The sequence below is a fragment of the Metabacillus sp. KJ11-3 genome, from assembly GCF_055808295.1.
Window position 1 is genome coordinate 3,103,730 of sequence record NZ_CM147865.1, and the last position, 16,089, is coordinate 3,119,818.

Consider the following 16,089-nt stretch of genomic DNA (forward strand, 5'->3'; position numbering starts at 1 on the left):
AAGCGTTTATGCTATAAGGTTACACCTGTTTTAAAAATACCAATTTCTCTAAAGTGATTTTTCTCATTATTCACTTTTTCCCCACTCGCGATCTTGATAACATATGAAATAAAATCTTCTAGGAGTTCTTCCTGTGATTGACCATCGATTAATGTTCCTGCATTAAAGTCAATCCAGTGTGGCTTAGTTTCATATATTTGTGTGTTTGTTGAGATCTTAATCGTTGGGACAAATGTTCCTAAAGGTGTTCCTCTTCCCGTGGTGAACAGGACTAATTGACAACCAGCTGCAGCTAGGGTTGATGAAGCTACCAAGTCATTTCCTGGAGCACTTAGCAGGTTTAGTCCCTTCGTTTTTAGTGTTTCTCCATATTTTAATACATCCACAACTTGAGACGTTCCTGCTTTTTGTGTACAACCTAGTGATTTATCTTCAAGTGTTGTGATACCACCCGCTTTGTTTCCTGGTGATGGATTTTCATAAACCGGCTGATCATGACGTTCAAAATATCGTTTAAAATCATTAATCAGGTCAACAATTTGTTGAAAGACTTCCTCATCTTTCGCTCTCTCCATTAATATCTCTTCTGCCCCAAACATTTCCGGTACTTCAGTTAAGACTGTTGTTCCACCTTGAGCAACTAAATAATCTGAAAACTGCCCTAGTAATGGGTTGGCAGTAATACCTGAAAAACCATCTGAACCACCACATTTTAGTCCAATTTTTAATTCTGATAATGGAAGGTCTTCCCGGCGATCATCTTTTGTATTTTCAAAAATTTCAAGTAATAGCTTAACTCCTTCTTCTACCTCATCCATGACATCCTGTGAACTTAGAAACTTTACTCGATTAGTATCAAAATCTCCTAAAGATTCTTTAAATTCATTGATCTCATTGTTTTCACAGCCTAACCCTAAAACTAGCACGCCGCCTGCATTTGGATGTTTAACAGCATTACCTAAAATGGTTCTTGTATTTACATGATCATCACCAAGCTGAGAACAACCGTAATTATGTTTAAGAACTTGAATATGTTCAAATGGAGCTATATCCCCGACTTTTTCTTGAAATACCCGAATCATTTGATCAGCGATTCCATTCACACATCCTACAGTCGGAACAATCCAAAGCTCATTACGAATTCCAACCCTCCCATCCTTTCTTTTAAAACCTTTAAATGTTGTTGTGTTTTTTAGTTTGTGTCCTGATTGAAACTTTGGCTTGTATTCATATTCCTCGACACCTGACAAGTTTGTTTTTGTGTTATGCGTATGAACCCATTCTCCTGGTTCAATCTGTTGTGTAGCATGCCCAATTGGAAAACCGTACTTCACAATATTTTCACCTTGAGGGATTTCCTTTAGTGCAAATTTATGGCCTTTATTAACTGTTTCTTTTAATTTGATCGTCGCACCATCAATCTCAAGAACTTGATCTTGATCAATTTTCTGAATCGCGACTGCCACATTATCTGATTCTTTGATCTTAATAAACGCTTTCATTTTTCTCACCTGTCTTTTGCAAGAATTGTGTTAACGCCTCATTCATTCCATATTGATTTATCTTCTTTAACTGGTTGACAACTGATTCAGTTAACTGAGGAATTTTTGATAAATCAGTACCCCATAATTTTTCATTTGAGAGAGTGGTAGATACAAGCTCTTCCATATTGTCAGTATATAAAGACCAACAATCATTAAATAAGTGTAGTGTAGATTCATCATCAACAAGAGTGATCGACTCATCTCCCCGCTTTCCTTTATAAAAATAAAGCAGTGCACTTAACGAGAAAACAGTCGCTTCAGGCAACTGGCTAAACCTTTCAACATATTCAGAAAGTGTTGGTAAAATTCTTGCTTTAAACTTTGAAACTGAGTTTAACGAAATACTAGATAAATAGTGGTGAATAAATGGATTTTTAAATCGATTTAATACATCAGCCGCAAATTGAGAAAGATCTTCTTTCGGAAAAGGTAAGGTTGGAATAATCTCATCATATATTACTTTTTCAACAAATTGCTTAGTTAAATCGCTTGTCACTGCTTCACTTACTGTATTTACTCCACATAAATAAGCAACAGGTGTCATCGCAGTATGGGCACCGTTTAAGATGCGGACTTTCTTAAGCCTATAAGAGCTTAAATCATCTACAACATGTACATTCAAACCTGCCTGAGCTGCTGGAAATTCTTCCTTGATGAAAGACGGTCCCTCAATAACAAAAAGATGAAATTGTTCTCCAACTACCATCAATTTATCAATATAGCCTAGCTCATCCGTTTTATCTTGTATCGAATCCTTTGGGTAACCGGGGACGATGCGGTCAACTAATGTATTACAGAATGTGTTTGCCTCCTCAACCCAATCATAGAAACCGGATTCCAGCTTCCAAGCATCCGCATATGCTAACACAATTTTTTTTAGTTCTTTTCCGTTATCTTCGATTAGCTCACATGGAAAGATAATAAATCCTTTATCTTTTTCACCATGAAAGACCTGATACCGCTCATATAGTAGAGCTGTTAATTTGCCTGGAAAGCTGCTTTGGGGACGATCTGTCAAAAGATCTCCTTCATGAAACTGAATACCTGCCTCTGTCGTATTTGAAATAATAAATCGTAAATCCGGATTTCCTGCTATCTTCAAATACTCATCATATTCGTTGGTAATATTTATACCTCTGCTTATGCTGCGAATGATTTCATGTTCACTGACAGGCTGATTTTCTTTGATGCCCTGTAAGTATAATGTATATAGACCTTCTTGTTTGTTTATTGTATCAACTGCACCTTTTGGGGTTGACTGGACAACAACAATCTGGCCATTAAACATCCCCTTCTTATTCATGACATCTATTTGCCAATCAGTAAATGCACGTAAAAAATTCCCTGTCCCGAACTGCAATACTTTTTCAGGATATGTTGTATACTCACTATCCATTTTTTTCGATAACTGCTCCATTTCCCTACCTCCCAATTTATGCACACGTTAACATTGTGTTCAGGAAAAATAGCTGAGCTACTTTCGTGAGCTCAACTATTACACTTTACATCTGCAACCGAATGTCTTCTTACCACATTCGTTGTTAGAAAGATTGGTCCATTCTCCTTGTTACCAGTATCCATTACTTGTAACAGTTTTTCAGCCCCAGTTATACTAATTTCTTCAATCGGCCTTTTTACAGTTGTAAGCGCCGGTGCAGTATACTCGGAGAATCCAATATCATCAAACCCTATAATGGATATATCTTCTGGAATCATTAGACCGGATTCATTAATGGCTTTCATGGCACCAATGGCCATATCATCATTTGAGCAAAAAACAGCAGTAGGGCAATTGTCGAGGGATAATAATTTTTTCATTCCCTCATAACCGCTTTCCATATTATAATTCCCCTTAACCATGTATTCAGGTAGAATTGGTAACTGCTCTTCCATTAAAGCCTTTAAATAGCCTTCTTTTCGTTCTTGTGCAGACTTAAAATGTGGAGTTCCTTCAATAATCGCAATATCACGATGTCCATGCTTGATGAATAACTGAATTGCCTCATACACACCTTCTTGGTCATTTGATAGCACATTCACAACAGAGCGCTCTTCGATTTGTCTGTTTAGCACAACCAGCGGTATTTCCTTTTCTATCACATGATAAATAAACGCATTGTCAATATCACTTTGACTCATTAATATAATGCCGTCAAACCGTTTACGGGTGATCATTGTATAGTCCTTAATATCCTGGATTCCCTTTATAAATAAGTTATAGTTTTCATCAATGACCGTATTCACACCTTTAATTGTTTCAGACAGAAAACTGGATGATGTTCCATTTGATATGCTCGTAAAAAACAGTCCAATGGTATATGATTTTTGTAAAACCAAGCTTCTTGCATGAACATCAGGCGAATAATTTAATTGATTAGCGATTTGAATGATTTTCTGCTTTGTTTTTTCCTTGATTAGCGGACTATTATTAAGTGCTCTTGACACGGTTGTATGTGAGACATTTGCCATTTTTGCAATATCCTTGATTGTAACTCCCACTTTTATACCTACTTTCAGGTTCCTTTTCCATTAGGGTATCACAGACATTACCCTCGTACCATCAGTTCCTCAAACTGAAAGTATTCTTTTGCATTATGATAGGAAATACCTTGAACAATTTGACGAAGTAACTCCTGATCATGTGGTACTTCTCCACTTTCGACCCATTCTCCGATCAACATACAGACAAGTCTTCTAAAATATTCATGTCTTGTATAAGATAAAAAGCTTCTTGAATCTGTTAACATCCCAATAAACTGACTGAAAAGCCCTACATTGGCAAGCGCCTTCATTTGATCAAGCATTCCTTCCTTATGATCATTAAACCACCATGCTGTACCAAATTGAATTTTCCCTTTAATTCCTCCGCCTTGGAAGCTTCCGATAATACTAGCAAGCACCTGATTATCTCTAGGATTCAAAGAGTATAGAATCGTTTTAGGTAATGCATCTTCCTTATCCAGTGCATTAAGCAGCTGAACTAACGGCTTAGCAATAAGATCGTCATTCATACAGTCAAAGCCTGTATCAGGTCCTAATTTCTCAAGCATTCGGGTATTATTATTTCGCAGGGCATTAATATGTAATTGCATAGCCCAACCTAAGCTTGCATATTTTTTCCCTATGAAAACAAGTGTGTATGATTTATATTTCATTTCTTCTTCAATTGTTACTTTTTCTCCTGATAGAGCCTTTGTAAAAATTGCTTCAACTTCTTCCTTATCAGCATTCATAAACATTGCTGTATCAATCGCGTGGTCTGAAACTCTGCCGCCAAGTGAATGGAAGAACTCTATTCTCTCTTCCAATGCCGTTAAAAACTCATCATAACTTGTAATCTTTTTACCTGATACTTCCGACAACTTACTCACCCATCCACAATAGCTATCACGATTTATCTCCAATCCTTTGTCAGGACGGAAGCTCGGTAAAACCTGTACGTTAAAGTTCTCATCGTCTCTTAGCTTTTGATGGAATTCCAGGGTATCAGTCGGATCATCTGTTGTACAGATAACTTCAACATCTGATTTTTTTATTAATTCTCTAACAGAAAACTCTTTCTTATTTAATTGTTCATTTACTTTTTCCCATATTATTGGAGCTGTTTTTTCATTTAATATTTCATAAACACCAAAGAAACGTTGAAGTTCTAAATGTGTCCAATTATATAGCGGGTTTCCAATTGTCATAGGGACTGTTTTTGCCCAAGCCAGGAATTTATCATAGTCACTTGCTTGACCAGTAACATATTCCTCTTCAATTCCATTTGCTCTCATTGCTCTCCATTTATAATGGTCACCATATAGCCATGCTTCTGTTATGTTCGCAAACTTTTTATCTTCGTAAATTTCCTGTGGACTAAGATGACAGTGATAGTCAATAATTGGCAAGTCTTTTGCATATTGATGATATAGTTCAATTGCTACATCATTTGATAATAAAAAATTTTCTCCCATAAACGTACTCAATTGCTTCAGCCCCTTTGAATCAATTTTGAAAACGTAAACATTTTTTTCTATACTAAATAATGAACCTATTAAAATGTATAGAACTTATTAAAATGCACACGTTAACATTTTACTTCATTATAAATCATGCAGGAAAATACTTCAATATTTTCCTGCATGACTATTTGCCTCTTTTTTATTAATCCGCTCTTGGGAATCTATCAACTTTCGTGAAAAATCTATCATTTGACAAATATTGACCCTGCCAAAAGGGTCAAAGCACTAAACTTAATACTTTGACCCACCTTTTTATTTTAGATTTTCGATTAATGTTTCTGCTTGATTGTTTAAAATAGACTTAGCTTTATCAGAGACATTCTTCTTTGAGTTTTTGGCATTTAATTCTTTGATAAACTTTTCTAAGAATGAAATGCCTTTCTTATTTGAACCTTTGTCAATATGATGCTGAGCCTGCATTAACGAATTTTCCAGCTTTCGTACAAGTGATCCTCTGACCTCACCTTTTTCAACATACATATCCAGTGTATTTCTTAGTGCAGTTACTTCACCAGGCATATGTAATTTAGGAGTTTGCACTTTACTCCAATCTGTATCTGAAGCAAAATAGTAACTTGTATATGCTGGCTGATTATAGCCCACATTTTGCCATGCAATCCCTGTTCGATATTGTGCATCATGCATTAATGTGTAGAGTTTCCGATCTGTAACCTCAGAGCTTAAGTAGATACGTATAGCCTCACTGTCCTCCGTTCGGACAAGCAATTCTTCTCTCCAATCACCGAAGATATCAGCAACTAAGGACGGATTCCCTTTTGTATGGTTATTTGTTCTAGTATTTTCAGCTGTTAATACAGTTCCTTTTTTCCAATCTTCTATAGTAGGTGTTGCATCAATTGCTCCGTCTACAATTTGAGTGGTCATATCAGTCGACCATTTAATATTCATATTTGTTCCTGGACCGGATGTATTGATTTTCGTTCCATTTGCTGTCCAAAGACCAACTGCCCAAGTTTCCAGTCCCTTGTGGTCAGGGTCAACATCACCTATCATGCCTCGACCGGTATCTTTTCCTGTATACCCGCCATAAATTACTTCACCTGTCGCAGCATCACGAAGTGCATACCCATAAGGAGCATATGCGCCTCCTTCATGAACCATAAAGATTTCCAGGCCTTCCCGATCCGGATCAATGTCCGCAACATGTAAGGCATCGCCATGTCCTAAACCTGCTGTTACACCCGGAGTTGCACTTTCCGGTGGCATCACATCACTAGAGCTGTATAATAATGAACCATCATGGTCGATTGTTGCAGAACCGTATATAATTTCCTGCTTGCCATCACTATCCACATCTGCTGTACTTAGTGAATGTGCACCCTGAGTTGTAAGGGTCCCATACTCCTCACTTGTACCTAATCTACCATGTGGTCCGTCATTGAACGGATTTGTCATAGGAGTCCATCCACTGTCAACATCCCACTGTTCTCTTAAATGCTTTCCATCCCATGTATAAGCAACCATTGTAGCTCTTGTATAATAGCCTCTTGAAAAAATAGCTGAAGGTTTTTGACCATCCAAATATGCGACACCAGCTAAAAAGCGGTCAACTCGATTGCCGGGTTCGATTCTTGACATTGCGTAATCTCCCCACATCAAGCCATCATCATGGCGCTCATACTTATAACGTATTGTTTCAAGTTCTTTTCCTGTTTCACCTTCAAAAACAGTTAAGTACTCAGGTCCTTTTACAATAAATCCTTCAAAATCTCTTAGGTCGTTACGGGAACTTCTGCTTGGCGCATATTCATCAATGAAATAATCAGCCAATGCTTCTGCATCCTTTGTTGATAGCGGATAATCATACTGTTTCTCTATTCCAAAGGACTCTTCAAGTGTTGACGGCCAATTTCCATTTATAACTTCTTCATGTTTATGCCAGTTTTTAAACATATCTACTACATGGTTATAATAATCTTCGCTGCTCATCCGGTAGTCATCTTGATTACTATAACCTGCTTTTTTGTCCTCTTTTAGCATGGTAATATATTTTTCGGACGTTACTTGTCCAATTTCATCATAGTTGATAACCTTTGTTCCTGGAGCTGTCTTAAACATTAATTCACTTTTTCCGTCACCATCGAAGTCATACACTAAAAATTGTGTATAATGAGCACCGGAGCGTATATTTACTCCCAGATCAATTCTGTAAAGCAGTGTGCCATCAAAAGTGTAACAGTCGATATACGTATTTCCTGTGTATCCTTTTTGTGAGACATCTTTTGAGTTGGATGGATCCCATTTGACAAAAAATTCGTATTGTCCGTCACCATCGACATCACCGACACTCATATCATTGGCTCTATAAGAATATGTTTCACCACTTGGAGTGACCCCGTCAGCCGGCTTTTTTAGTTTCAAATCATAATATGTATCTTTCCAAGGTGATGCTTCACTGCTTTGGTCCACTTCTTTTCCGTCTTTAACAGTGGAAACATAGTACTTTGATTTTTCTGTCCCATTTTGATCTAAGAAGTTTGTGCTATCTTTAACTGTTCCAATCTTTTTACCGTCACGGTAAACATGGAAATTCACACCGGTTAATCCTGAATCAGAATATCCCGATACTTCGTTTGCGAGCAGCCTCCAGCTTAAAAAGACTCCTTCCGATGTGCTTGCCGCTACTAGACCTCTGTCAAGATATTCTAGTTGAACTGCATTCCCGTGATTTGCTTTTGGCGGAGATGCTATGGCACTACTCTGGTAACCTGTCATTAATAGTGGAGCTGCGATTGATAAGGATAATAATTTTTTTGTTAAAGAATGTTTTTTCAAGCTTCTTTCATCACCTTTCGCATTTTTATTCGGCAAAGAAAAAGTGTACTAAGGCTTGAGGGGAACAATTAGTACATGAATAACTAGATTTGATAGAATGATAGTAGGTCGCCTATTGCTTTAGGTAACTTTTTCTCCTTATTACTCTATTAAAAAAGACTTATTAGAAAGTTCAGTACCTCCCTTTTTTAGATTTAGTAGCACACTTATTTGTAAGCCTTTTCAAAAAATAGAAACTAATGCCCATTATAAGGAGTGAGTGAGTTAATGAACATATAAAAAACCGTTAATTTCCTCAGGATAACAGTGTTGTTATCATTTATAAAAAGTAAGAGGGATAATGTTTATCATTATCACTCTCTAATTCTCTTATTCTACTTAACTGTCAATTTATCACTGCCAGTAAAGGTTAGACCTGATTCAAGGTAACCTGTTATGGTAACTTCAATCTCACCTTTTATGTTATCAAAAGCAGCTATGATTTCCTGACGATCCACTTTGATTGTTGCCTTTTTACCATTTCCATTTACTTGGCCGAATATTGTTTTCCCATTTACATGTAGTTTGACTACTTTAACGTTTTCTTTATTCTTTGAAGGAAGGTCAACTTTTATCGTAACGGAGTTTTTCCCACCTTTGCTTTTCACATTAAGAACTTCAGGGTTAATTTGAACACCTACTTGTTCTACTTTACCCGTATGAATAGACGGGAATGGTGCTGTGTCCATATCATGTCCTAAAAAGTAACTCGGATGTGGTGGTTGATTGTATCCTACGTTCTGCCAAGCGATTGCAACCCTGTATTGTGAATCGTGCATGAGTGTTGGTATTCGGTGCTCTGTCACATCTGTTGTTGTATAAACACGAAGTGCACTGCTGTCGTTTAATCTCCAAATTGCTTCCTCTCTCCAATCTCCTAAGAGATCTGCTTGAAGTGCAGGAGTTCCTTTTGTCCAGTTATTAGACGTGACTTCATTATCTGTTACTAGATTGTCCAGGCTATTTGTTTCTGGATTCCATTTATCAATTTTGGCAACACCCAGACCGTATGTTGGACTACCCTCTGTTTCATCAAAATTATGGTCTAACAATTCACGAAGTAAGTCTCCATCCCACCAAATTGCAAAGTTTGATGTCGGAATGTTTGTACCAATTTTTTCACCTTTTGCCGTATACATTCCACCTGTTCGATCATTCCATGCTCCTCCGATAGCCCAAGCTTCCGCACCAGGATAACGAGGGTCCACATCAGCTGATAAACCTCTACCTGTATCTTTTCCTGTTTTTACACCCCAGATGATTTCACCTGTCTCTCCATCACGGAAAGATAGTCCATAAGGTGAATTTGAGCTTTCGTGTACTCCGAAAATCTCCAGTCCAGGCCTTGTTGGATCTAAATCACTGACATGCTGTGCATCACCATGTCCCCATCCTGTTGTATGTAGACCGGTTCCATCATGATCGATTGCAGCAGCACCATAGATTATTTCATCCTTACCATCAAAGTCAACGTCAGCAATACTCATACTATGATTACCTTGACCACTGTAATCTTCATTCCCGGAGGTATTGCTATCAAAATTCCATCGTTTTGTCAGCTCACCGTTTTTAAAGTTATAGGCTGTTAATACAGCTCTTGTATAATAACCACGAGCCATAATTATGCTGGGTGTTTCTCCATCTAAATAAGCAACTCCGGCAAGAAAACGATCAACTCGATTTCCGTACCCATCTCCCCAATCATTTACATTTCCTCTAGGTGGGTCATAGTCAATTGTTGTTAAAGCTTTTCCTGTTTCTCCATCAAAAACGGTTAAATATTCAGGACCACTTAAGACATAACCACCTGAATTTCGGTAATCTGCATGAGGATCTCCAATGACAGTACCTTTCCCATCTTTTGTTCCATCAGCCGTTTTCATTACAACCTCAGATTTGCCATTTCCGTCAAAGTCATATACCAAAAACTGAGTATAATGAGCACCAGCACGAATGTTTTTGCCTAAGTCTAATCTCCATAAACGGGTACCATCCAATTTATACGCATCAATAAAAACGTTTCCTGTATATCCGGCTTTTGAATTATCTTTTGAATTGGAAGGATCCCATTTTAAGACAATTTCATATTCCCCATCACCATCAAGATCACCAATGCTTGCATCATTGGCACTATATGTGTATTTAACACCATCAGGGGTTGTACCGCCTTCTGGCTTTTGAAGTGGAATGTCAAAGTATTGATTGCTAAAAACCTTTGCTTTGTCCGCTGTTAATTGTTCTTTACCATTTACAACTTCACGGACTTCATATGTTGATTTAACTGTTCCTTTTAAATCCACATAATTTGTACTCGATGTAATCGGCTTATGATTCACTTTCTTTCCATCACGATAAAGGTTAAAGGCCGCGTCCTCAGAATCAGTACCAAGCAGGCGCCAGCTAATAAACACCCCTTCATCTACCTTTACAGCAACTAGATCACGACCCAACTCTTCCATTTGCCGCACCATAGTATTGGCTATTGGTGTTTTAAGTGGTTTGGAACGTTCAGAAAATCCGCCTGCATTAACTGCACTAATTTTGTAATAATAGTTTGTTGTCGTAGCAACAGAATCACTATATATCGGTTTTGTTGAAGTCCCTACCAATGAAAATGTACCATCCTCTGATTTTGAACGATAGATATAGTACATTACTGCATCATTTATTGGTTTCCAACTTAGTTCAATTGAATCTTTACTTGCTTTTGAGAGAGCAAGCTGAGCAGGAGCACTCGGAGCATCGATCTTTTCATCATACACTCCAACTGTGACTCCTTTGCTTGAGGTTGATTCAATACCAGCTTCATTCATTTGTGTAACGGTATATGTGTATGTATATCCCAGTTGTGCAGTCGAATCGATAAATCCTTCTTTATCTGTCGTTCCAATTTTTGTTGCAGATTGTTCTCCTTCCAGCTTGCGGTATACATTATAGCTTTTTGCTCCATCAACTGTATTCCATTTCAAAGTAACACTTGATTCAGCTCCCAGCTCCTTATTTGTCACTTCCAATCCGTTTGGTGCGACCATTGGGGTAATCTCTAAGGAATTAATTCGCCCATTATCACCGATTGCTATGTTCAGTTGACCGTCATTTACAGAAGTATTCGCTTGAAGTTCTTCATAATTTGCGGCACTAGATGAAATAGAGCCATATGATTTTCCCTCAATTGAGAAGCTAGTCCGATTAGGAGCAATCTGATCCCCTGATTTAATTTTGACTGCATAGTCTCCATTTGGGAGATCTACCTTAAATTCATGACCAGCTGCAAGAGCAAAATCCCTTAATAAAGCATCAGGCTCACCTCGATCACGAAACCCAACTTCTGCACTGAACCCATACCCATTTTCAGAACTATAAACAAGTGTATTAGCTACTTGGTTATATCCTTCAGCAACTGGACTTGTTGCTGAACCAAAATCAAATTTCATGTTTTTTGTCACTTTATCCTCAGCACTAACCGATGGTGTCGCTAATGGTGCCAGTCCACTAAACATTGAAGTGATCAACACTGTACTCGTTAAGACTGAAAACTTTTTAGTAATACCCTTCTTCACTAAACATTACCTCCCATATAGTAGTCCCCTAATGCCGTTTCCTGTTTACTTCAAGTTAATTCTTTCAAACTCACCTCCAGATACCCAAAATGTAACCCCTTACATTTTAAGCTATTAAAATAGAAATCTTCCTCATTTTAAAATAAGCAATCGTAGAATAACATATAGATAACAGGTTTTAACGTTTAAATAACAGTGACATTCACATAAAAGCTGCACTCCCTTCTCTTCACATGAAAAATCCCGAAAAGATGGTGTCTACTCAACCTTCATTTCGGGATTCTATCTTTTTAAACTTAAGTATTATTGAAAACTGTCAGCTAATTGATTTTTTACTAATTGATTCTCATCTTTGTTCATTGGAAACACGATCACTTTATGCTGAAACGGTCCAATTTGGTATTGACCATTTTCTACTTGTTCTCCTGTTAAACGATCTTTTCCACCATCTGGTATAGAAACAGTTCCTCCATTTCCATCCAAATTCACAATTACCCAGATTTTTTCACCCTCACGAATACGTGGAGCCACAATTGTTCCTCTCGAAACATCTGTTTTTAGTTGTACATCCGCTTCTTTTGCATAATGATCAATACATTTCTTTAGTAATTGATCACCTGACTCTCCTGATGGAAGTGAACCAATCATGACAATTTTTCCCTTGCCGACTTTATGTTCAGTCATAAATGCAGCTCCATCTGAGTTCCCCCCTTAATCGTGCCCACAGCTTTTCCGGCAGTTGGTTGAAAAACAGAGCTCCATAAGCTTAATGATGCTTTAACTCCCATAAACTCACCATATGAATCTGTTCCCTCCATTGGATATGTATAAAGAGTTTCAACTCCGGCAAGTTGCTCTAGCTGTCCTAACGCTGCATCTGTATGAATTGTATGGTGTTCTGTTCTTCCTCCGGCAAGCGGACCAACAATCCACACTCCACCTTCTTCAACAAATTTTGTTGCTTGTTGAAGATAATCATGAGATAGATAATGGACGAATGGTGTAAATAATAATTTATATCCTTTAAATTTCGCACCCTCAGGAATCAAATCACGGTGATATCCAGCTGACAGAACTCTTTCGTAAAATGGGATGATTAGAGAACGATAATCTAAATCTCTATGTGGTTCTGTTTTTAGAAATGCTCTTGCTCGATCTGAATACGTTATCGCTACTTCAGCTTGTACGGGCCTAGTCGTTGTGATGATTGGTTCAAGCTCTTTCCTGGCAGCCTCAACTTCTTTTACGTTTTCAAAACCGACAGTCGGTTTTCCCCATGCACTAATAACAGATCCATGAGGCTGTTCACAGCCTGTACGTTGCTGTCTCCACAACCAATAACAAAATGCTTCCCCGCCTAACGCATATGACGCGACAGCCTCTGCTTTTAAATATCCGTTTGCATGAGGGGCTGCATAACTCTCAAGTGATGCACTATGTGATGGACTTGTTTCCATAACCCAATAATCTTTGCCGGATTTAAAGTTTCTCCATAAATCACAATTAAATAAATAAGAAGCAAAATTACTTCGTTCAGCATACGTATCAAATGAAGCGAAATCAAGATGTTTGTATAACCTTTCGTTATCAACATGAAAAAAAGTTGTGCTATTATGCGTTATAGGAGCTTGGGAATATTGACGGACTATCGAAGCCTGTTCATCTGAAAATTCGGCGATCTTTTCAAATGAGAAAAGCTGATACATTGTTTTCAACGATGAATTATGAAGAAATGGCGTTGAGACTGGTTGTGGAATCTGTTCAAAAGAATGATAATATTGACTCCAAATATGAGTTCCCCACGCTTCATTTAATGCATCAACTGTGCCATAGCGGTCTTCCAGCCATTTATGCCACAATGATTTACATGTTTCGCACATACATTCACTTACATGGCATTTAAATTCATTATCAAGTTGCCAGCCAATAACACCTGGTAAATGGCCAACAGCTTTTGCTATTTCCCCGGTAATGATTGCGGCCCTTTTTCTAAAATAAGGATTATTTGTACATATATGCTGCCTTGAGCCATGACTCATTCCCTGCCCATTTTCATCAACATGCAATCTTTCAGGATGATTATGAGTTAACCAAATCGGTGGAGTAGGTGTTGGTGTACACATGACCGTCTCAATTCCATGATCGTGTAGTTTTTCAATCACATTCACAAAAAAAATTAGATCAATTAGACCTTCTTTTTTTCCAAAGTAGACCAGGCAAATTCACCTATTCGCACAACATTTATACCTGCTTCTACCATTAACTTTATATCTTCTTCAATTGTTTCCTCATCCCATAATTCAGGGTAATATGCGGCTCCATGATATAGCTTCTTCGTCATAAGAAATCTCCTTTACTCTTAATATAAAAAACCACGAAATAACGTGGTTAACTTTTCAAAATTTCTTTACACATAAATACTTTTCGATCGGTAAACGAAGCTCTCTTAACCCTTCAATAACCAATTTCCCTACTTCTTTTGCACCATGTTCACTAAAATGAGTATTATCAATAATGCCATCCGGATAATTTGGCTGTTCATTTGGAGCAAAGATTGTAAAGAGATTTTTAGATCCTTCCACACCAAGTTCTTCATATAGCTTCCTTGTCTTGGACCATAAGTCTATAAGTGGAACATCAAGCTTTTCGGCAAGTTCCATCATTGCCTCCGGGTATTCACCTAAAGTATTTTCCAGAATACCATCTTCATTAAATTTCCTTCGATGAACAGGAGTAATTAATAGTGGATATGCTCCTTTAGCACGAGCGCCTGTAATATATTCCGTTAAATTTGATTGAAAAGTTGTATACGGTTCAGTCCCATATGATTTCTGATCATTATGACCAAATTGAATAAATAGGAAATCCTCCGGTTGAATTTCGTTCATAATAGATTCAAGTCTACCTTCTTCGATAAAGCTGTTTGAGCTTCTTCCTCCCATAGCTTTATTAATAATCACTATATTTTCTTGGAAAAATTCATGAAAGGTTTGGCCCCATCCTGCCATAGGTGCCTCATGGCTAGGGCAATTTGCTACTGTTGAATCTCCTGCCAAATAGATCGTATACGATTTCTCCATATTCACACCTCCAATCAATCTTTGAAACTAATTAAATACATGTCTGTTACTTTTTAATAATTCAGCTAAGAACACGAGAGTTAAACCTTGTCCCCATCCTTGAATACGTTTATAAGGAACCTCTTTGTAACCATCAGCATCGTTCATGACAGCTGTTCCAGCTGAAACCTTAGATACTTTTCCATCTTCTTCGATTTCATTGATAATACCTTGAATTGATTTTTGGATGTATTTATTATATAAAGATCCTCTTTTAAGGAGCGCAGCTGCAATTGCAGAAGAGCCGGAAATCTCATCATATGAGGTTGGATCATCAACAATCGTATGCCAAAGTCCATTATCTCCTTGAAGTCGTACTAAAGCACTTAGCTGATCACGCAATGAACAATCAATGATCATGTAAGAAGGATCCTGTACTTCAATTAATTCAAGAGCTTTCGCCATCGTTAACGCAGCCCACCCATTTCCGCGTGCCCAATAAATTGAAGACATATGGTTTTGGGCGATATTATCCCAGCCGTGATAATATAGATTTGTCACAGGATCCTGTAAAAACTCCTCATGACCATGATATTGCTTTAACCCATCCCTGAAATAGTCCTCACGATCTAAAAGTTTTCCGACTCTTAACAAGAATAGTCCTGCCATCATCATTGTATCTACCCATGCCTGCTCAGGAAATACATCCTTCACAGAGTTAACTGTATGCTGAAAGATGCCGTCTGCAAATCGCGGGGCATCATTTTGAAGATAATCAGCCATTTCTTTAATAACAGTTAAATATTTTTCATCTTCTGTTACGTTATAAAGAGTAATCAACGCGTGGCCAATTGAAACCCCATTAATGGAGAGCTTTGGTAAACCATCCTCCAACCATTCATCCACCCACGCTTTTAGTAGATCAATATACTCTTGTTTTTCTGTTGCTTCATAAGCAGCAGCTACCCCATAAAAGGCCACTCCGCCCGGCCAATCCCAGTTAAAATCCATCTCGAAAGTTCGGTTTACTACTTTATCTATCAATTCTCTAATTTCATTTTCATCAAACTGTAATTTTGGCATATAA

At 37.7% G+C, this 16,089-nt stretch carries 8 protein-coding genes and 1 pseudogene; all 9 read right to left on the reverse strand.

Annotated elements, in window-relative coordinates; all coding sequences use genetic code 11:
• Positions 1-11 precede the first annotated feature (11 nt).
• A complete protein-coding gene (locus tag AC0L8O_RS15770; protein WP_473443624.1) occupies positions 12-1,502 on the reverse strand; it encodes a UxaA family hydrolase in 1,491 nt (496 codons plus the stop codon).
• Positions 1,486-2,961, reverse strand: coding sequence for a tagaturonate reductase (locus AC0L8O_RS15775; RefSeq protein WP_473443626.1), 1,476 nt, complete (start codon positions 2,959-2,961; stop codon positions 1,486-1,488). Before AC0L8O_RS15775 ends, AC0L8O_RS15770 begins: the two co-directional genes overlap by 17 nt.
• A 71-nt stretch (positions 2,962-3,032) precedes the next feature.
• Positions 3,033-4,013 (reverse strand): LacI family DNA-binding transcriptional regulator, encoded by a 981-nt coding sequence (locus tag AC0L8O_RS15780; protein ID WP_473448933.1) that lies wholly within the window; start codon positions 4,011-4,013, stop codon positions 3,033-3,035.
• A 77-nt stretch (positions 4,014-4,090) separates the two neighbouring features.
• Entirely contained in the window at positions 4,091-5,500 is a 1,410-nt protein-coding gene (uxaC, locus tag AC0L8O_RS15785) for a glucuronate isomerase (RefSeq protein ID WP_473448936.1), read from the reverse strand.
• 300 nt (positions 5,501-5,800) lie between these two features.
• Positions 5,801-8,284 carry a rhamnogalacturonan lyase gene (locus tag AC0L8O_RS15790; protein ID WP_473448939.1) on the reverse strand — a complete coding sequence of 828 codons (2,484 nt, stop codon included), beginning with the start codon at positions 8,282-8,284 and terminating at the stop codon, positions 5,801-5,803.
• Between the two features lie 434 nt (positions 8,285-8,718).
• Positions 8,719-11,883, reverse strand: coding sequence for a rhamnogalacturonan lyase family protein (locus tag AC0L8O_RS15795; protein WP_473448942.1), 3,165 nt, complete (start codon positions 11,881-11,883; stop codon positions 8,719-8,721).
• Positions 11,884-12,246: 363 nt separating this feature from the next.
• Positions 12,247-14,284 (reverse strand): annotated as a pseudogene (locus AC0L8O_RS15800) (beta-galactosidase).
• A 55-nt stretch (positions 14,285-14,339) separates the two neighbouring features.
• Positions 14,340-15,023 (reverse strand): rhamnogalacturonan acetylesterase, encoded by a 684-nt coding sequence (locus tag AC0L8O_RS15805; protein ID WP_473443628.1) that lies wholly within the window; start codon positions 15,021-15,023, stop codon positions 14,340-14,342.
• 27 nt (positions 15,024-15,050) lie between these two features.
• Entirely contained in the window at positions 15,051-16,085 is a 1,035-nt protein-coding gene (locus AC0L8O_RS15810) for a glycoside hydrolase family 88/105 protein (protein ID WP_473443630.1), read from the reverse strand.
• Positions 16,086-16,089: the final 4 nt, after the last annotated feature.